General features: G+C 60.3%; 16 protein-coding genes. 11 read left to right on the top strand and 5 right to left on the bottom strand.

Annotated features, from left to right (window positions below; genetic code table 11):
* The first annotated feature begins 12 nt into the window (after window positions 1–12).
* From ACLI1T_RS02420 to ACLI1T_RS02430, 3 genes are read left to right on the top strand one after another with little or no spacing between them, the layout of a single operon-like run.
* Window positions 13–924: an adenosine deaminase gene (locus tag ACLI1T_RS02420; protein WP_411702941.1), complete on the top strand. Its 912-nt coding sequence runs from the start codon at window positions 13–15 to the stop codon at window positions 922–924.
* Window positions 925–955: 31 nt separating this feature from the next.
* Window positions 956–1,633, top strand: coding sequence for a type 1 glutamine amidotransferase domain-containing protein (locus tag ACLI1T_RS02425; protein WP_023025374.1), 678 nt, complete (start codon window positions 956–958; stop codon window positions 1,631–1,633).
* Window positions 1,633–2,637: an alpha/beta hydrolase fold domain-containing protein gene (locus ACLI1T_RS02430; RefSeq protein WP_034659618.1), complete on the top strand. Its 1,005-nt coding sequence runs from the start codon at window positions 1,633–1,635 to the stop codon at window positions 2,635–2,637. The genes ACLI1T_RS02425 and ACLI1T_RS02430 overlap by 1 nt, the downstream gene beginning before the upstream one ends.
* A gap of 159 nt (window positions 2,638–2,796) precedes the next feature.
* On the opposite strand, the gene ACLI1T_RS02435 is transcribed toward ACLI1T_RS02430, so the two are convergent.
* Genes ACLI1T_RS02435 through ACLI1T_RS02445 form a run of 3 tightly spaced genes read right to left on the bottom strand, consistent with a single transcriptional unit; the run spans window position 2,797 to window position 5,277 of the window.
* Window positions 2,797–4,035 carry a hypothetical protein gene (locus ACLI1T_RS02435; RefSeq protein WP_411702942.1) on the bottom strand — a complete coding sequence of 413 codons (1,239 nt, stop codon included), beginning with the start codon at window positions 4,033–4,035 and terminating at the stop codon, window positions 2,797–2,799.
* Window positions 4,036–4,089: 54 nt separating this feature from the next.
* The gene (locus tag ACLI1T_RS02440) at window positions 4,090–4,998 is read right to left on the bottom strand and encodes a C40 family peptidase (RefSeq protein ID WP_411702943.1); all 909 of its coding nucleotides are present in this window, start codon (window positions 4,996–4,998) and stop codon (window positions 4,090–4,092) included.
* Complete coding sequence (locus ACLI1T_RS02445) at window positions 4,999–5,277, bottom strand: chemotaxis protein (protein ID WP_411702944.1); 279 nt, start codon at window positions 5,275–5,277, stop codon at window positions 4,999–5,001.
* A 57-nt stretch (window positions 5,278–5,334) separates the two neighbouring features.
* On the opposite strand from ACLI1T_RS02445, the gene upp reads away from it, so the two are divergent.
* The 4 genes from upp to ACLI1T_RS02465 all read left to right on the top strand — a co-directional run bounded on the left by upp (window position 5,335) and on the right by ACLI1T_RS02465 (window position 9,154).
* Complete coding sequence (upp, locus tag ACLI1T_RS02450) at window positions 5,335–5,970, top strand: uracil phosphoribosyltransferase (RefSeq protein WP_411702945.1); 636 nt, start codon at window positions 5,335–5,337, stop codon at window positions 5,968–5,970.
* A gap of 54 nt (window positions 5,971–6,024) precedes the next feature.
* A complete protein-coding gene (locus ACLI1T_RS02455; protein ID WP_005281543.1) occupies window positions 6,025–6,387 on the top strand; it encodes a helix-turn-helix domain-containing protein in 363 nt (120 codons plus the stop codon).
* Between the two features lie 78 nt (window positions 6,388–6,465).
* Complete coding sequence (locus ACLI1T_RS02460; protein ID WP_349852338.1) at window positions 6,466–7,656, top strand: M20 family metallopeptidase; 1,191 nt, start codon at window positions 6,466–6,468, stop codon at window positions 7,654–7,656.
* Window positions 7,657–7,726: 70 nt separating this feature from the next.
* Entirely contained in the window at window positions 7,727–9,154 is a 1,428-nt protein-coding gene (locus ACLI1T_RS02465) for an NAD(P)H-quinone dehydrogenase (RefSeq protein WP_349852148.1), read from the top strand.
* 9 nt (window positions 9,155–9,163) lie between these two features.
* Here ACLI1T_RS02465 and ACLI1T_RS02470 read toward each other — a convergent pair whose 3' ends face one another.
* Window positions 9,164–10,477: a short-chain fatty acyl-CoA regulator family protein gene (locus ACLI1T_RS02470; RefSeq protein WP_023025387.1), complete on the bottom strand. Its 1,314-nt coding sequence runs from the start codon at window positions 10,475–10,477 to the stop codon at window positions 9,164–9,166.
* 165 nt (window positions 10,478–10,642) lie between these two features.
* On the opposite strand from ACLI1T_RS02470, the gene prpD reads away from it, so the two are divergent.
* From prpD to ACLI1T_RS02490, 4 genes are all read left to right on the top strand, one after another.
* Complete coding sequence (gene prpD, locus ACLI1T_RS02475; protein ID WP_349852146.1) at window positions 10,643–12,154, top strand: 2-methylcitrate dehydratase PrpD; 1,512 nt, start codon at window positions 10,643–10,645, stop codon at window positions 12,152–12,154.
* Window positions 12,154–13,086 carry a methylisocitrate lyase gene (gene prpB, locus ACLI1T_RS02480; protein WP_411702946.1) on the top strand — a complete coding sequence of 311 codons (933 nt, stop codon included), beginning with the start codon at window positions 12,154–12,156 and terminating at the stop codon, window positions 13,084–13,086. The genes prpD and prpB overlap by 1 nt, the downstream gene beginning before the upstream one ends.
* A gap of 13 nt (window positions 13,087–13,099) precedes the next feature.
* On the top strand, window positions 13,100–14,260 hold the full coding sequence (locus ACLI1T_RS02485; RefSeq protein ID WP_349852143.1) for a bifunctional 2-methylcitrate synthase/citrate synthase: 1,161 nt from the start codon (window positions 13,100–13,102) through the stop codon (window positions 14,258–14,260).
* Window positions 14,261–14,743: 483 nt separating this feature from the next.
* A complete protein-coding gene (locus ACLI1T_RS02490; protein WP_349852141.1) occupies window positions 14,744–18,175 on the top strand; it encodes a pyruvate carboxylase in 3,432 nt (1,143 codons plus the stop codon).
* Window positions 18,176–18,269: 94 nt separating this feature from the next.
* Here the strand turns inward: ACLI1T_RS02490 and ACLI1T_RS02495 are convergent, their stop codons facing one another.
* A complete protein-coding gene (locus ACLI1T_RS02495; RefSeq protein ID WP_411702947.1) occupies window positions 18,270–19,490 on the bottom strand; it encodes a NupC/NupG family nucleoside CNT transporter in 1,221 nt (406 codons plus the stop codon).
* Window positions 19,491–19,508 lie beyond the last annotated feature (18 nt).

Here is a 19,508-nt window from a genome sequence, read left to right on the forward strand (position 1 = left end):
ACGATGGTGCGCATGCACGATGCACCATTAATTAGCCCAGAAAATAAGGATTCTGCCGAGAGCGTGGTGGAACAACTTCCTAAGGTATCCCTTTGGGAGCCGGTTCGCTCGCAGGCAAGCACCGCGGAGGAATTGAACGCGGATATTCGCGAGCAGTGTGCCCAGCTTGCCGATGACCACGTGGTCTACGCCGAGCTGCAGCTCAACCCCGCGGCTTATTCTTTCGATACGTCCGCAGTCGTGCGCGAGGTGGCCGCGGAACGCTTCGGCGATCTCGAGGTACGTTTTGTCCTCGAGGCGGCAGAGCCGGCGGCTAACGCTTTGGACTCTGCAGGCATTGCTGGCTACACCCTGCCGGAGGGGAGTGCTGCCGCCGCGGCGGAGTTCCGTACGAAGTACCTGCCTACCCAGATCGCGGTGGGCGAGGAATTCTCCGCCACCGAAAGCGCCGCGCAGGCCGGCGTCAACCGCTTGCTGCGACCAGTGAATATGATTGATGATTTCACCGCTGATGTCGATGGAATCCGCCCGGGCAAGGCTTCCGGATGGATCCGCGACCGACACATTCCATTGGTATTCTCGCCCTTGGATGACGTTGAGGAGCTGACGGATCATCCGCTGCCCCTGTTGCAGCAGCTCGGCTTTACCTGTTCTGTCTCTTCCGGAGATTCCACGCTGAGCAGGCAGTTTCTCGCCTTGAGTGAGACCTTTGGGTACGGCTTGGAGGAGTTTTTCGATCTCACCGTGAAGGCGATTGAAAATATTTTCGGCACCGAAGAGACAAGGCAGCGTATCCTTGAGACCGTTGTCCTTCCGGCCTACGAGGACCTCTCCGATCCGGAACTTGCCGGCCCCGATACTGAGGAGTCGCTCCAAGATTCTGGGTTCTCAATGAACCTGAATGACAACGCTTCCGAAGAGTAATAAAGAGTTAATCTACATAAAGGAGGAAGACATGCCTTCCGCACTATTCGTTGTTACCGCCGCAGATAAGTGGACGCTGGCTGATGGCAGCGCCCGCCCTACCGGTTACTGGGCCGAAGAGCTCATCGCTCCGCACCGCGTTTTTAAGAACGCTGGTTGGGATATCGACTTTGCTACGCCGAACGCAAAGGCCCCAGTAGTAGACGAGTACAGCCTCGAGGTATTGTCTGAAGGCGACCGCGCCGAGCAGGAGAACTACCTCGCAGAAATCGGCCCGGACCTAGAAGACCCACTGAACCTGGCCGATGTTAAGGAAGCCGACTACGACCTCGTCTTTTACCCCGGCGGCCACGGCCCGATGGAGGACTTGGCTTATGACCAAGACTCCGCCAAGCTGCTGCAAGAGCGCATCGAGTCCGGTCGCGCCCTGTCCCTGGTTTGCCACGCACCGGCCGCTTTGCTCGCGCTGGACAATGACAACTGGCCACTCAAGGGCTACACCATGACTGGTTTTACCAACGCCGAAGAAGGCGAGGAGACCATCGCCGCTGCCAAGTGGGTTGTTGAGACCCGCCTGCGCGAGCTCGGCGCTGACTTCAAGCAGACCGATCCGATGCAGCCTTATGTTGAGGTTGACCGCAACCTGTACACCGGTCAGAACCCGGCATCGTCTGAGCCTTTGGCACAGCGCATCCTGCGCGACTTTTAATGCGGGCGCTGAAGGCTCTCGCTGCAGGCAGCGCGGTAGTAGGGGCGGCGGCATATATAAAGAGCCGTCGTCCTTATCTGCGCAGCGTTGCACCTGAGCTTCGCAGCCCATTACTGTACCTGCCGCTGCACCTGCTCTCGGGCGATCGATTCGCTCGAACGAGCAGGCTATTTGCCAATATGGACGTGGCCCGTCCGAAGTGGCGTCCGGTGGACATCGAAGAGCTATCTTGTTCTTTTGAAGACCAAGCATTCCGTGCCCGCGTTATTACTCCACGCGGAGATGGAGCGCCGGCCGAGCCACGTCCCGTGGTGATGTGGATTCACGGTGGAGGACACCTGCTCGGTGGTCCGGCGATGCATGATCCCCAAACTTCGCTCATCGCATCGGAGCTGGGGGCCATTGTCATCGCACCGCGCTATCACAAATCCACGCAGAAACCTTTTCCTGCGGATTTAGAAGAGTGTTATGCCGCATTGCGCTGGATGCAGGAAAACGGTGAGCTGCTAGGCGCGGATACTTCGCGCATTGCGGTCGCTGGCGATAGCGCCGGTGGCGGCTTGGCCGCAGGCCTTGCCCAGCGCACGGTGGATGAAGATCATCCCATTCGAGCGCTTGGATTGGTCTATCCAATGCTTGATCACCGCACCATTGTTAAAGAGGGTGCGGTGGGGCAGTTTATTTGTCCGCCGAACTTAAATCGCGGTGCCTGGGATATGTACTTAGGAAAGGACCATTTAGGAACCCCGTTGCCGCCGTATGCATCGCCGGCGACGCGTTCGGATCACTCGGGGATGCCGCCCACGTGGATCGGCGTGGGAGACATCGACCTTTTTCATGATGAATCTGTGGCCTTTGCTACCGCACTGCAGGATGCCGGAGTCGAGACCACACTTGATGTATATGCAGGTGCCTATCACGGCTTCGATCAGGTACGCCCGCGCGCGCCCCAATCGCGCAGAATGCTGGGAGATCTTATCGAGCACCTCGGCTCCCACCTCTAGCCGCACTTGATGCGGAATGAGGTGTAGGTGAAAATGCAGCAACCGCCCCAGTCCACGCTCCACTGTGAGGAGTGGTTGGACTGGGGCGGTCTTCTGTTAGTAACGGCTCCCGGCAGCTGAGGTAGCTAGAGCCGGTAGTCCGCAGGGCAGAGTAAAAACTTAAAAGCGGGAAAAACGCTTAATTAGCATGTTCTCAAGACCCTTCCAGGACTCCGCATGCTCGTTATACGGCTTCGACGGCACGTAGCCTGCGTGCTCGGTGGAACCGAGCATGTAGCCGAGGTAGTCCTGCAAGCGTGGGTTCGCCAGCATATAGGAGTTAATGGAATCGTCCCCGGCCCAGTCCGCGGCATCGGCGCAGACCTCGTAGCAGCGGGCTAGTTGGTCGGAGTCGACCGCTTCCGGTCCCTTTTCAATATCGCGCACGATGCCATTAAAGGAGTACTGGTTATCCGGGTGGACCTGGACCTCGAGTTCACCGGCATTGGCGGCGGTGACAACGTCCTCCCAGGTGGACACGCGCGCCAAGTCGTGGTCATCATTATCGATGAGCCACCGCACCAGCGTCTTGGAGGAATCGAAGGTAAAGATTTCGCCCCACTTGCCTAAGAAGATGGGATTGCCGTCCAAGTAGGTGCGCAGCGTGTAGACGGACTTGGACTGCGCGGTGATTTTAATCGGGTCGATTCCGGCGGCGGCCCAGGGGGACTCGTCATAGGGGTCGGCGGCATCTGCTGCGGCCTTGCGCTTTTCTTCGGCTTCCTTGGCGGCAGCGTCGGCGGCACTCGCTGCCTCGGAGATGCGGGTTTCGGCATCGGAGATAGCGGCGGCGTCGAATTCATCGCTCGGAACCACGCGGACGTGCTTATCCAAATCCGCGATGACTTTTTTCCAGTTGGTCAAGATGACCCGTCCGACGCCGGTCCACTCATTCAGACCCTGCTCGCCGGAATAGTGATCGGCGCCGCGGGAGACGTTGCGCAGGATGGAGTGGGTGGCGAAGAAGATGGTGGTTTGTTCGGCAGCGGCGACATCGGCAAGCGCAGATGCCACTTCGAGGTCGCGCGCCACGGTTGCGACATTGGCGTGGCTGGGGCGGCCGGCGAGGGCTTCTGGCATGCCAATGAGATCGTATTCATCGCGCTTGGCCGGGGTAACGCGGTGCGCTGGGCGGGCGGCAAATTGTTCCCACTGCGGGTGATCTAGCAGGTCATGCTTGGCATCGGACTCCAGGTAGCACAGCAGCTCAGCGGGGGAGTCAAAGACCAAGACGGAGTCATCGTCGCCCAAAAAGGCTTGCCAGTCGGAGCCGCTTTCGCGCCACTTGGGCGCCCAGAGGGTATAAAAATCGCCCTCAGTCAGGGAGAGCTTAATAGGCACAATCGCACGGTTACTCATGGCCTTTTAGTCTACCCAACGCCCCAGCTGCCGCGCGGAATTGCCGGGGCCTTGTCAGGCAGTCGGCCGCCAAAAGCCCTTAAATTGCATGCCCATATTATTCGTGCGCAGCGGGTTGGTCTGCACGGGGTCGCCGGCCTCCACGATCTCGCCATTGCCGGAATACATTGCCACATGGCCATCCCAGACCACCAGATCGCCGGGCTGGAGCTGATCGGCGCTGACCTGCTTGCCGATGGCCTGCTGGTCCGCCGTGCGCGGTATATCCACCCCCGCCTGGGAATAGGCCCATTGGGTAAGCCCCGAGCAGTCAAAGCCACCATTGCCGGTTCCGCCCCAAGTATAAGGTTGGCCCAATTGGCTTTTGGCCGCGGCCACGGCCGCTCGGCCCGCATCCGAGCCGGCTTCGGTACCCGCCGGCGGGTTCGGTGTGGGAGCAGGGTCCAGTTCTGATGGAGGGGCCACGGCCGTGTGCGTCGCCGCGGCAGCTGTTAGCTGCTGGGGCTGGCCCACGGCGGATTCCACCGGGCGCTGGGAGATGGGCAACAGGGCCGAGGCGGCATTGGTGAGCTCGTCTTTCAGGCGGTTGACCCGGGCCATCGCCAAGCCAATATGCTCGTCTATCACGGTGCGAAGAGAAGCAAGTGCTGCGGCGCGAGAGGCGGGATCGAGGGAGATTAATCCCATCGCGGCTGGCGTAGCGGCCTGGATGAGTCGCGTTCCGATGCCGAAGATATCGCCGGCGGCAGCCGCGATAAGGCTGCGCGCTTGGCCAAGTACGGCGGAGACGGTCTCGTTATCGCCGGTGAGGAGGTCCGCGGCGGCGATAAGCTGCGAGGCATCGCCGTGCGCGATATCCGCCAGTGGCTGGGCGGCGGAGAGATCTGGGACGCGGGGAAGTTGGACATCGGGAAGCGGCGAAGGTTGCAGCGCGGCGATATTTTTAATGGCGGTAGCAAGCACTTAGATCGCCGCCCCGAGGGAGTCGCGTAACGCTGCATCGGAGTCTTCCGCCTCGCGCGACATCTGGAAGGAAGACTGCGCGATGTGGTCCATATCGCGGCGCAGCATGGTCATCCGCGCCCCAATATTGTCTAAAGCGGCATGGACCTCCTCATTGAACCCAGTAAAGGCCGAATCTTCGGGTAATGCCGGGTGGGGTGGATTGTCTCCCTGCGCGTTCGCGTGCAGGTCACGGGCTAAATGGCGGGCGTGGGCGGTATCTATCTGAAAAGGTCTCATGCCCTATTGGACTGGCCAATGGCCCAAGTGGTTCCCAAAAAATTTAAAGTAGTGGACATGGATATCCACGTCGTAGACCACCCGCTTGCCGCTTCCCGCCTGACCCTGATGCGCGATGCGCGCAGCGATAACTCCGCTTTTCGCGCCGCGCTCAATGACCTGGGAACCATGCTCGTATATGAAGCCTCCCGCGATTTGGCGGTAGAAAACTTCGCTTGCGAAACCCCGGTTGCCACAGCACAAGGCACCCGCCTGCAGGATCCGCCCATCATCGTGCCCATCATTCGCGCCGGGCTCGGCATGGTGGATCCTGCCCTGTCGATGATTCCGGATGCCCAGGTCGGATTCATCGGCATGGCGCGCGATGAAGAAACCCACGAGCCCGTGCCGTACTTGGAGGCCCTGCCGCAAGACCTGACCGGGCGCACCGTCTTCGTCGTTGACCCCATGCTGGCCACCGGCGGATCCCTGCTGCACGCCCTGCGCCTCTTAGCCGCCCGCGGCGCTACCGATATCACCGCCATCTGCATGGTCTCGGCCCAAAATGGCGTGGATGCGCTGGAGAAATCGGGCCTTCCTGTCCGCCTCGTCACCGCCGCAATTGACCCCGAACTTAATGCGGATGCCTATATCGTGCCGGGGCTTGGCGATGCCGGCGATCGCCTCTACGGCCCGCGCAATATCGATCTTTAAGCTAGTATTTCTCCCTGAAAGCCCGAAGGTGGCTTTCAAAAGGGGGAAAAGATCGTGAGTTTTATTCAACTAATGTGGTCGAGCTACGGCTACGGATTTTCGCAACAACTGCGCCGCGTGCGCGAGCGGCGCGGGGTATCCCAGCAAGTGCTTGCGGATATTTCGGGGGTATCGCGCAGCCAGATTTCCAATCTGGAACGCAACGAAAATGGCCTACATACCATGGCGGACCCGCAATTGTCCACGGTGTACAAGCTGGCGCTGGCTTTAGAGATCCCGCCGGCGGTCCTCTTGCCGGCCGGTGGGGACGTGGTGGAGGGCCACTTGGCGGATTCCGCCGTGCTCGGGGTAGAAGATGTGGCGCCCTTTCCGCAGGACTACATCAACCAGCGGCGCTTTAGTAATGCGCGGGGCTAACCACCCTGACTTACTGAACCGCATGGTCTAGTTGTAGACTGCCTCCAAGAGATAGTCCAGCAACAGGGAGGCGTGCGCGTGATCTCGGAGTTTATTAGCGAGTGGTTCGATGCTCACCGTGCGGAGGTCATCGCGTGGCGGCGCCATATCCACCGCAATCCGGAAACGGCGAACCAAGAGGTGGAAACCACCAATTACATCGCGAATATCCTTGCGGATTACGGGCTTGAGCCGCAGCGCTTCCCGCACACCGGCCTGATGGTGGACATCGGCCCAAACACGGAGCTTGGCCGCTTGGCCTTCCGCGCCGATATCGATGCGCTGCCCATCACGGAGGTAACAGGGCTGGAGTTTACCTCCGAGAAGCCCGGTACCATGCACGCGTGCGGCCACGACGTGCACACCACCGTGGCGCTCGGCTTGGCGTGCGCGCTGGCGGATTTTCAGCGGGTTAATCAGCTGCAGCTGGGTATTCGCGTCATCTTCCAGCCGGCGGAGGAAGTATGGGTCGGCGGAGCCACCGACGTTATTTCTTGGGGCGCGTTAGAAGGCGTGCATTCCATCTTCGCCATCCACGCCGAGCCGAAGTTGCGCGTGGGGCGCATCGGAATCCGCGCTGGGGCCATTACCTCGGCAACCGACGTAGTGGAACTCAAGATTAAGGGGCCGGGCGGGCATACCTCGCGCCCACACCTATCCGCGGACGTGGTCTATGCGCTGGGCAAGGTTATTACTGAGCTGCCGGCGCTGCTGTCGCGCCGCGTCGACCCGCGCACCGGCACGGTTTTGGTCTTTGGCCAGGTCAATTCCGGCTACGCCCCTAACGCAATCCCGGAAACCGGCATGCTGACCGGCACGATGCGCACCGCGGATATCACCATCTGGCGCCAGATGCAGGAACTCTTCGCGGAGTTAGTGGATCAGATCCTTGCGCCGGTGGGGGTAGAGTACGAATTGTCCTATAACCGCGGCGTGCCGCCGGTGCTTAACGATGACGTCGCAACCGCCATGCTCGCTTCTGCCGCACAGTCCATCGACCCGCAAGCCGTGGTCCAGGCCCCGCAGTCTTCCGGCGGCGAGGACTTTTCCTGGTATTTGGAAAAGGTGCCCGGTTCCATGGCGCGCCTTGGTTGCTGGTCCGGGGAGGGGGAACAGCACGATCTGCACATGGGCGACCTCATCGTGGATGAGCGGGCAATTGGTGTGGGCATTAAGCTTTTCGGTGCCGTTGTCGAGCAATTTATGGGGGAGAATGCGCAGGCGGACTAACGCGCTGGGGTTACCTACGGGTTAGACTCGTAGGCGACTTTAAAAGTGGAGCCTATAAAGGAGCAATTGCGTGTTGAACCAGACCAAGCGAATTGTCATCATCGGCGGTGGCCCGGCGGGCTACGAGGCAGCGCTGGCTGGCGCCAAGTACGGCGCGGAAATCACCATCATCGAAGACCAAGGCATGGGCGGCAATAGCGTGGTCCTGGACTGTGTTCCCTCCAAGTCCTTCATCGCCGGCGCCAATATTAAAACGGACTTGCGCCGCGCGGATGACATGGAGCTGAACGAGGGCATCGGCAAGGCGCAGCTTTCCATCAGCGCGCTGAACCAGCGCGTGCAGGACTTGGCGGCTAAGCAATCCGGTGATATCCGCAATACCATGGATTCCTTGGGTGCCCGCGTTATCGATGGCCGTGCGCACTTCCCGGAGGATCAGCAGGCCGATGCGTTTGGTGGGCACAAGGTCACCGCGGTCTTCAACGAGGATGGCCACGAGGAGACGCTGGATGCGGACCTCGTCTTGGTGGCTACCGGTGCCACCCCACGCATTTTGCCCGGCGCCCAGCCGGATGGCGAGCGCATCCTGACCTGGCAGCAGGTATATAACCTCACCGAGCTGCCGGAGCACCTCATTGTGGTTGGCTCCGGTGTCACCGGTGCCGAGTTTGTATCCGCCTTTGCCGAGCTGGGCGTCAAGGTCACGATGGTGGCTTCGCGCGATCGCATCTTGCCGCATGATGATGCCGATGCCGCCGACGTCCTCGAAACCGTGCTGAGCGAGCGCGGCGTGGAGCTGGAAAAGAACTGCCGCGTGGAAACCGTTAACCGCACCGAGGACGGCAACGTGGTGGTGACCACGCAGGACGGGCGCGAGATTCACGGTTCGCACGTCATCATGTCCATTGGTTCCGTCCCGAATACCAAGGATCTGAAGCTGGAAAACGTGGGCGTGGAAACCGCGAAGTCTGGGCACATCCAGGTGGATCGCGTCTCGCGCACGAATATCGCCGGCATCTACGCCGCCGGTGACTGCTCCGATCTCTTCCCGCTTGCCTCCGTGGCCGCAATGCAGGGCCGCGTGGCGATGTACCACGCGCTTGGTGAAGGCGTCTCGCCGCTGCGCCTGAAGACCGTGGCTAACGCGGTCTTTACCCGCCCGGAGATCGCCGCGGTCGGCTTTACCCAGGCCGAAATCGAGGCCGGTGAGGTCGCCGCCCGCGCCATTACCATGCCGCTGAATACCAACCCGCGTGCAAAGATGCGCTCGCTGCAGCACGGTTTTGTCAAGCTATTCTGCCGTGCTACCTCTGGCCGCGTGATTGGTGGCGTCATCGTCGCACCGACTGCCTCCGAGCTCATCCTGCCGATTGCGATGGCGGTGACCAACCAGCTCACGGTGAACCAGCTGGCCGATTCTTTCGCGGTCTACCCATCGCTTTCCGGCACCATTACCGAGGCCGCCCGCCGCTTGGTGGCCCACGATGACCTGGAGTAAACCTCGTTCCTAGAACGTGGAGTAGGCCTGCTCTGCAGTGCGGTTGAGCTCGATTTTGATCGGCCTATCTGCCTCCGGCAGGGCGCGCTGTGGACAGAATTCGCGGGGGCAGGCGGTACAGCCTGGGCCAATCGGGGTGGCGGCGGAAATGTCCAGGTTCAGGGCATCGGCATAGACGATGCGATCCGCCTGGGCGATATCGCAGCCTAGGCCTACCGCGAATTCCTTGCGCGGGGTACCCCACGACTTGGCCGTTCCCTGCACGAAACGCCCGATCCACAGGTAAGCATGGCCGTCTGGCATGGCGGCTACCTGGCGGGTAATGCGGTTCGGGGTTTCAAAGGCGCGGTGGACCACCCACAGGGGGCAGGAACCACCAGAGCGCGCGAAGTGAAAGGCGGTAGAGGACTGCCGCTTAGAAATATTGCCCGCACGGTCGGTGCGGATGAAGGAAAACGGCACGCCCTTAAGCCCTGGGCGCTGGAGCGTGGCGAGGCGCTGCGCCGTTGTTTCAAACCCGGTTCCAAAGTAGTTACACAGCAGGTCGATATCGTACCGGGTATCCTCTGCCATGGTGAGAAAGCGCTGGTAGGGCATGGTCACAGCCGCCGCGAAATACTGCGCAAGGCCCAAGGTAGCCAGATCCTGGGATTCGCCTTCGGGCAGTTCAGACACGAGGTTGTCACAGATATCGCCGTAGGCCAGCAGGCAGTATTGCAGGGCCATTTCAAAGACCAATTGTGCCTCAGATAATCCATCGCGCAGCGAAAGCTCGCGCGTGTCTGGATCGAAGCTGCGCCGAGGGCCGGGGCGGGAAAAGCGCACCGTAACCCCCAGATCCTCATGCATGCGGGAGGCGAGCCGGCCCCGGCGCAGGACGCGATCGCCCAACTGGCCGGCGAGTTCTTCTGCGAGCACATCGAGCTCGTGGATGTAGTTATGCGCGTCATAAAAGAAGTCCCGCACCACTTCAAAGGGGGAGGGGTCCGCAGCGGGCGCGCGGGAAGCAACATCAACAAACCGCGGCATCAACTCGGGAAAGCGGGAGGCGAGATCCGAAAGCGTTTCTTCAGAGGCATCAGGGAAGATATGGCGGAGCTCGGTAATCGTATGGATATCGCGGTCTTCGGCGAAGTAGCTGGGATCCACGGTAAAGCGCTGGGCTAGCTGCATTAACACGGTCACGGTAAGCGGGCGCTGGTCGTTTTCCAACTGGTTGAGGTAGCTCGTGGATAACCCGAGTTTCTTAGCCATCGCCACCTGAGTGAGTCCGCGCTGCTTGCGCAAAGCGTGAATCCGTGCCCCCGCGTAGTGCTTGGTCATGCGTCCCCGTCCTTTCTTTAAGGCCCATGCGCTGTGAAAATCACAAGTTTTGCAGATTTCACAAAAGAAGTCCGCTAATTTCCACAAACATTACCTATAGCGTGCACCACATGCAAGCATTTACTGTGATGTGCAACGCATTCTTGATAAAGGAGGACGCAACCAGTGAAAAACCATGAGGTACGCACTCATAAATCCGCCGAGGACTTCCCCTACGAGGAGCACTTGGCGTACAAGGTGGCCGAGGTGGCCGCGGACCCCATAGAGGTTCCGGAAGAAACCACCGAGATGATCATCAACCGCATCATCGACAACGCCGCCGTAGCTATGGCCTCCGTTGCCCGTGGCCCCGTCACATCCGCGCGGGTGATGGCAGAAGCCCACCCCGTGGACAAGGGCGGATCCACCATCTTCGGCATCGATGGCACGTATTCCGCGGAGTGGGCAGCACTGGCCAATGGCACTGCGGTCCGCGAGTTGGACTACCACGACACCTTCCTCGCCGCCGAGTATTCCCACCCCGGCGACAATATTCCACCGCTTCTTGCCGCTGCACAGCACAAGGGCCTGAGCGGCCGCGACCTTATCCGCGGCATCGCGACCGGCTATGAAATCCAGGTTAACCTGGTCAAAGGCATGTGCCTACACGAGCACAAGATCGACCACGTGGCGCACTTGGGGCCATCGGTAGCCGCAGGGCTTGGCACCATGTTGGGCCTGGATAGGGACACGATTTACCAGGCCGTCGGCCAGGCGCTGCACACCACCACGGCAACCCGCCAGTCCCGCAAGGGCCTGATTTCTTCGTGGAAGGCCTACGCGCCAGCCTTCGCCGGCAAGATGGCCATCGAGGCCGTCGACCGCACCATGCGCGGCGAGGGCGCCCCGGCGCCGATCTGGGAGGGTGAGGACGGGTTCATCGCCTGGATGCTGCATTCACCAGAGCGCACCTACACCGTGCCCCTGCCAGAAAACGGTGAGGCCAAGACCGCCATCCTGGATACCTACACCAAGGAACACTCCGCGGAATACCAGGCGCAGGCTCCCATCGATATGGCCTTTGCGCTGAAAAAGACGCTGGAGGACAAGGGCCTGAAGACGGCGGATATCGAGTCCATCGTGCTGCACACCTCCCACCACACCCACTACGTCATCGGTACCGGAGCGAACGATCCGCAAAAGATGGATCCATCCGCCTCCCGCGAAACGCTGGACCACTCTGTGATGTACATCTTCGCGGTCGCGCTAGAGGATGGCGTTTGGGACCACGAAACCTCCTATTCCCCTGAGCGCTCCAACCGCCCGGAGACCATCGAGCTCTGGCAGAAGATCTCCACCGTCGAGGATCCCGAGTGGACGCGCCGCTATCACTCCAACGACCTTGAGGAAAAAGCCTTCGGCGGCAAGGCCGTCATCACCTTCAAGGACGGCACCGTCATCGAGGATGAGCGCGCCGTAGCTGACGCCCACCCGCTGGGCGCCCGCCCCTTCGCCCGCGAGCAGTACATTGCCAAGTTCAAAAAGCTTGCCGATGGCGTCGTCGACGAGGCCGAGCAAGAGCGCTTCCTCACCGCCGTGCAAGACCTAGAAAACCTCACCGATTTAACCGAACTCAACGTGCGGGTCAGCGATGAGCACCTCGCCACCGCGCCCGAGAAACCGGAGGGAATCTTCTAATGGCTGGACTATTTGGTTCTACAATCACCAACGCAGAAAAGCGCGCGAATTTCCGCAAATCCATCGAATCCGGATCGATTACTACCCTGCCGGGCGCGTTTAATCCGCTTACCGCCCGCCTTATCCAGGACATCGGCGGCTTCGATGGCGTCTACGTATCCGGCGCGGTGCTGGCTAACGATTTGGGCCTACCCGATATTGGACTTACCACCTTGAAGGAGGTGGCCCAGCGCGCCGGGCAGATTGCGCGCGCTACGGACTTGCCCGTGCTTGTCGATGCCGATACCGGCTTCGGCGAACCCATGTCCGCCGCCCGCACCGTCGCCGCCCTCGAGGATGCCGGGCTGGCCGGCTGCCACCTGGAAGACCAGGTCAACCCGAAGCGCTGCGGGCACCTCGACGGCAAGGAGGTGGTGGACAAGGAGGTCATGGTCCGCCGCATCAGCGCGGCCGTCAACGAGCGCCGCGATCCTAATTTCATCATCTGCGCGCGTACCGATGCCGCCGGTGTCAATGGCATCGATGACGCCATCGACCGCGCTAAGGCCTATGCCGAAGCCGGTGCGGATCTGATTTTCACCGAGGCGCTGTATTCCCCTGCGGACTTTGAAAAGTTCCGCGCCGCCGTGGATACGCCGCTGTTGGCGAATATGACGGAGTTTGGCAAAACCGAGCTGCAATCAGCAAAGACCCTCGACGGGTTGGGATACAACGCTGTGATCTGGCCGGTCTCCAGCTTCCGCGTGGCCATGGGAGCTACCGAAGAATTCCTGCGCGACTTGCAGGAAACCGGTATCCAGACCGAATGGTTAGAGCGCATGCAGCACCGCTCCCGCCTGTACGAGCTGGTCCGCTACCAAGAATACAACGAGTTCGACCAGTCCGTATTCACCTATTCCAAAGACAATTATCAACCCACTTTTGAAAGCTAAGGAGCCAGTGACCATGTCCGATAAGAAAAACGAAACCCCAGAAATCCGCAAGGGCCTTTACGGCGTCGTCGTTGATGAAACTGCCGTTTCCAAGGTTGTTCCTGAGACCAACTCCTTGACCTACCGCGGCTACCCGGTGCAAGAACTCGCCCGCTACTGTTCCTTCGAAGAGGTTGCGTACCTCTTGTGGAATGGCAAGCTGCCGGGCCAAGAATCCCTCATCCGTTTCTCCGCGCGTGAAAAGGCATTGCGTCACCTGGACCGCCATCTCATTGACCTCATCATGTCCATGCCGCAAAGCTGCCACCCCATGGACGTGCTGCGCACGGCGATTTCCTTCATTGGCGCTCAGGATGCGGAGGAATACACCAGGGACTCCGAGCACGTCCGCCGTACCGCGCTCGAACTCATGGCGAAGATCCCCACCATCATCGCGCTCGACATCCGTCGCCGCCGCGGTGAAGGCTACATTGAGCCTTCCCGCAAGAAGGGCTTTGCTGAAAACTTCCTGTGGATGGTCTTCGGCGACGAAGAAGGCTCCCCTGCGCTAAACCGCGCCGATATCGAGGCCTTTGATAAGTCCCTCATCCTTTACGCCGAGCACTCCTTCAATGCCTCCACCTTCTCGGCACGCGTGGTTACCTCTACGATGTCTGATACCTACTCCGCCATCGTCGCCGCCATTGGTGCGCTCAAGGGACCACTGCACGGTGGTGCTAACGAAGCAGTCATGAAGAACTTCCTCGAGGTAGACGATCCTGCCAAGGCAGAGGAGTGGACCAAGAACAAGCTGGCCAATAAGGACCTGGTCATGGGCTTTGGTCACCGCGTGTACAAGAACGGTGACTCCCGCGTTCCCACTATGGAGGCCGCCTTCAAGGAGCTGGCCGAGCAGCACGACCAGACCAAGTGGATCGAGATGTACGACATCATGGCCAAGACCATGGAGGAAAACACCTCGATCAAGATCAAGCCGAACCTAGACTTCCCGGCCGGCCCTGCCTACCACATCCTCGGGTTCGATATTCAGTTCTTCACCCCGATCTTCGTCATGGCCCGCATCACCGGCTGGACCGCGCACATCGTGGAACAAAACGAAAACAACTCGCTGATTCGCCCGCTGTCCGCCTACGTCGGCGAAGACCAGCGCTCCGTTCCACCGAAGTCCTTCTAAACACTCGGCTTCCCGCGCGGTTCGGGCGGTCCGTGTAACCGGGTAGTGAGCCGTCCATGCTCCCCATGCCTGCGTGGGGAGCATTTGCGCATCCTCCTACGCTATATGTGCATCCTTCTACGGTATAACTGAGCGACCCGCGCCCTCAGATGTTGCATTTTCGCCTCAGGTATTGCATAGGAGGATGCGCATGTAGCGGCTGCAGCTCCGGCCCCGACTGCGGCTGCGGATCCAGCTGCGGCTGCGGTACCGGCTGCGAAAAATTTGCCAGATGAAATTTGCAGACTTTGCAAAATTGTTAGGCCTGTTATTACTGGTTGACTGGCAGAAATTGCTTTCGCGGGGTTTAAGTTGCAGGTGAGTGTAGAAAATTCCGTTCAAAAAAGGGATGATAAAAACTATTTTTATCTCTAAACTGAGAGACGGATCACCCCAGTGGGGACATTGCAACGCAGTGTCTTCCAAGTTGAAAGGAACACCCAAGTGGCCAATTCCGCCCTTCCATCGTTCGACAAGATTTTGGTAGCCAACCGCGGTGAAATCGCCGTGCGTGCCTTCCGCGCTGCCTTTGAAACGGGGGCGAAGACCGTCGCCGTCTATCCTCGTGAAGATCGCAACTCTTTCCACCGCGCCTTTGCGGATGAAGCAGTGCGCATTGGTGACGAGGGACAGCCCGTCAAGGCGTACCTCGATATCGAGGAAATCATCCGCGCTGCCAAGAAGTCTGAAGCGGATGCGATCTATCCGGGCTACGGCTTCTTGTCCGAGCGCGCCGATTTGGCCCGTGCTTGCGAGGACAATGGCATTAAGTTCATTGGCCCCACCCCGAGCACGCTAGATCTCACCGGTGATAAATCCGCAGCCGTCAATGCCGCGAAGGAAGCGGGGTTGCCGACGCTGCAGGACTCGAAGCCGACTACGGACATCGATAAGCTGGTAGCAGACGCCGGTGACTTCAGCTTCCCGGTCTTTGTCAAGGCCGTTTCCGGTGGTGGCGGGCGCGGTATGCGCTACGTGGAATCAGAATCTGAGCTGCGCGAACGGGCGGCAGAAGCCTCGCGCGAGGCCGAGGCGGCCTTTGGTGATGGCAGCGTGTACCTCGAGACCGCGGTGATTAATCCGCAACACATTGAGGTGCAGGTGCTCGCGGATGCCCAGGGCAATGTCATTCACCTCTTTGAACGCGATTGCTCCGTGCAGCGCCGCCACCAGAAGGTCGTAGAGATCGCTCCCGCGCCGTCGCTGGATCCGGAGCTGCGCGATCGCATCTGCCAGGATGCCGTGAACTTCTGCGAGCACATTAACTATGAGGGCGCCGGCACGGTGGAATTCCTCGTGGACGAGCGCGGCAACCACGTCTTTATTGAGATGAACCCACGCGTGCAGGTGGAGCACACCGTGACCGAGGAGGTTACCGGTGTGGACATCGTCAAGGCGCAGATGAATATCGCCGCAGGTGCGTCCTTGGAAGACATCAACCTGTCGCAGGAAAATATCACCATTACCGGCTCCGCCCTGCAGTGCCGCATTACTACCGAAGACCCAAATAACGGCTTCCGCCCGGATACGGGTACGTTGACCGCGTACCGCTCGCCGGGCGGCGCTGGTGTGCGCCTGGACGGTGCGACCTCCGTGGGTGCTGAAGTATCGCCCAACTTCGACTCCCTGTTGGTGAAGATGACCTGCCGCGGCACCACTTTCGAGCAGGCCGTCCACCGTGCCCGCCGCGCGCTGAATGAGTTCCATGTGTCCGGAGTGGCGACCAATATCGGCTTCCTGCGCGCGTTGCTCAATGAGTCCGACTTCGTCAATACCCGCGTCGATACCGGATTCATTACCGAGCACCCAGATCTGCTCAAGGCCCCACCAGCTATAGATGAGTCCGGCCGTATCTTGGAGTACATCGCGGATGTCACTGTGAATAAGCCCAATGGCGATAGGCCGACCGCGCTGCGCCCCTTTGATAAGCTGCCGAAGTTTAATGCGGAAGAACCGCTCCCGCGCGGTTCCCGCGATGACCTCTTGGAGCTGGGGCCACAGAAGTACGCGGAAAAGATTCGCGCTCAAGAGCCTTTGATGGTCACGGATACGACGTTCCGCGATGCCCACCAGTCCCTGCTTGCCACCCGCGTGCGCAGCACCGCCTTGGTGTCCGCGGCGGAGGCCGTGGCGCGCCTGACCCCAGACCTCTTCTCCGTGGAGGCGTGGGGCGGTGCTACCTATGACGTGGCCATGCGCTTCCTCCACGAGGATCCTTGGGTGCGCCTGGATCTGCTGCGCGAGGCCATGCCGAATCAGAACATCCAGATGCTCCTGCGCGGGCGCAATACCGTGGGTTATACCCCGTACCCGGATTCGGTCTGCCGCGCCTTCGTGCAGGAAGCGGCCAAGTCCGGTGTGGATGTCTTCCGCATTTTCGATGCGCTTAACGATGTCTCCCAGATGCGCCCGGCCATCGATGCCGTGCTCGAGACGAATACCACCGTGGCCGAGGTGGCCATGGCGTATTCCGGTGACCTTTCTTCGCCGAAGGAAGACCTCTACACCTTGGATTACTACTTGAAGCTCGCCGAGCAGATCGTAGAATCCGGCGCGCACATCTTGGCCGTTAAGGACATGGCGGGCCTATTGCGTCCAGAGGCCGCGCACACCCTGGTGACCGCGCTGCGCAAGGAATTCGACCTGCCGGTCCACGTCCACACGCACGATACCGCCGGTGGCCAGATCGCTACCTACTTCGCGGCGGCGCGCGCCGGCGCCGATATCGTCGATGGCGCCTCGGCGCCGCTGGCCGGCACCACGTCGCAGCCTTCGCTTTCCGCGCTCATCGCTGCATTCTCCAACTCCAAGCGCGATACCGGAATTGACCTGCAAGCAGTCTCGGACTTGGAGCCGTACTGGGAGGCCGTGCGCCAGCTATACGCTCCGTTTGAAAACGGCATCCCTGGCCCGACCGGCCGCGTGTACAAGCACGAGATTCCGGGTGGTCAGCTGTCGAACCTGCGCGCGCAGGCCGTCGCATTGGGCTTGGCGGATCGCTTCGAGGTCATCGAGGATAACTACGCTGCCGTCAACGAGATGCTGGGTCGCCCCACAAAGGTCACCCCGTCCTCCAAGGTGGTGGGTGACTTGGCGCTCCACCTCGTGGGCACCGGCGTTGCTCCGGAAGACTTCGCGGCCAACCCGACGAAGTACGATATCCCGGATTCCGTGGAGCAATTCCTGCGCGGTCAGCTGGGCACCCCTCCGGGTGGCTGGCCGGAGCTGCGCGATAAGGTCCTCGATGGTCGCGCCGAAACCGGTGCGCAGATTAACGATGTCCCGGCAGAGGAGCAGCCGCACCTGGAATCGGATAACTCGGATGAGCGCCGCGCCAGCCTGAACCGCCTGCTTTTCCCCAAGCAGTTCGAGGAATTCAACGAGTTCCGCCGCAAGTATGGCAATACCGAGGCGCTGACGGATACGACCTTCTTCTACGGCCTGACCGAAGGTGAAGAGAAGGTGGTGCACTTCTTCCCAGAAGATTCCACCGATCGCTCCAACCTTAAGCAGATCGTGGTGCGCCTCGACGCCGTGGGCGAGCCGGATGAGAAGGGCATGCGCAATGTCGTGCTCAACGTCAACGGCCAAATCCGTCCGATGAAGGTGCGCGATGAAAACGCCGAGTCCACCGTGGCCACGGTGGAGAAGGCGGATCCGTCCAACGACGGTCACGTGGCGGCCCCGTTCGCCGGTGTGGTCAACCCCACGGCAGAGCCAGGCGACGAGGTCAAGGCCGGCGACCAAGTTGCGGTCATCGAGGCCATGAAGATGGAAGCCTCCATTTCCGCCACCAAGGATGGCGTGGTGGACCGCGTGGCCATTGGCCAGGCCACCAAGGTAGAAGGTGGGGATCTCATCGCTGTGATCAAATAGCGGCGCCATCTAGCGCGGACGCGTAAATCCCCTCCCGGCTTGGATGAATATCCAGCTGGGAGGGGATTTCTATGCTTTAAGTACGGCGCGCTGGTTAGAGAACCATGGGTGCAACGATGACGCCGACGATGGCGGCATTGAGCATATTGGTCAGGAAGCCACCGAAGAGTGCGCGCGGGCCAAGCTTGGCCACCTCACCGCGGCGCTCAGGGACGAGGCCGCCGATGGAACCAATCTGAATACCGATGGAGGACAGGTTGGCAAAACCGGCGAGGGCGAAGGAAGAGATCAAGATGGCCTTATCGCTGAGCTCATCGACGCTTTCACCAAAAGCGGTGTAGCCAACGAACTCGTTGAGGATGGTCTTTTGGCCGATGAAGTTACCCACCTCGAGGGCCTCGTTCCACGGCGTACCGATAAGCCAGGCCACGGGGGCGAAAATGATGCCGAAGAGGCCTTCGAGCGACCAGTTATCCTGGCCGAAGAGGGAGCCGATGCCGCCGAGGATGGAAGAGAGCATCACGATCGAGGCGATGAAGGCGATGAGCAGGCAGGCAACCGAGATGGCGATCTTACCGCCGGCCATGGCGCCGCTACTGATGGCATCGATGATGTTTTTCGATTCGGTATCGCGGACGTCTTTAACGGTGGCGTCGAGATTCGTCTCTTCGGTCTCTGGCATGAGGCCCTTGGCGACGAGCAGGGAACCCGGCGCATTCATGAGCGATGCGGCGAGCAAGTACTCCAGGGGTGCACCCAAGAGCGAATAGCCGATCAACGTGGATCCGGCCACGGAGGCAAAGCCGCCGACCATGCAGGTATAAAGCTCGGATCGGGTGAGCTTGGGCAGGTAGGGCTTAATGACCAGCGGTGCCTCGGATTGCCCGAGGAAGATCACGGTGGTGGCCCAGACCGATTCCACTTTGGAGGTACCCATGAGCCACTTGATGGCGGATCCGACGTATTCTACGAAGTACTGGATAACCCGGAGGTAGTACAGGGCAGCGATGATGGCGCCCAAGAAGATGATGACGGGCAGCACGTTGAGGGCGAAGACGAAGTCATCACCGAAGAGGCCACCGAAGACGAATTGGGTGCCCTCGTTGGTAAATTCCGTGAGCTTAGTCAGCCCATTGGCGACGCCCTTGAGGGCTTTGAATCCAGGATCCCACGCGAGGACCAAGAAACAGAAGACCACCTGTAGGACAAGGCCCACACCAATGGTGCGCCACTTGATATTTTTACGCGAGCTCGACAGGACGTAGATCACTGCAAGAATGGCAATGATGCCGAGCAATCCTTGTAAGCGTTCCATATTTTCTGACCGTTCTTT

The sequence above is a fragment of the Corynebacterium tuingiense genome, assembly GCF_046718165.1.
In the GTDB taxonomy this organism is placed as follows: Bacteria; Actinomycetota; Actinomycetes; order Mycobacteriales; family Mycobacteriaceae; genus Corynebacterium.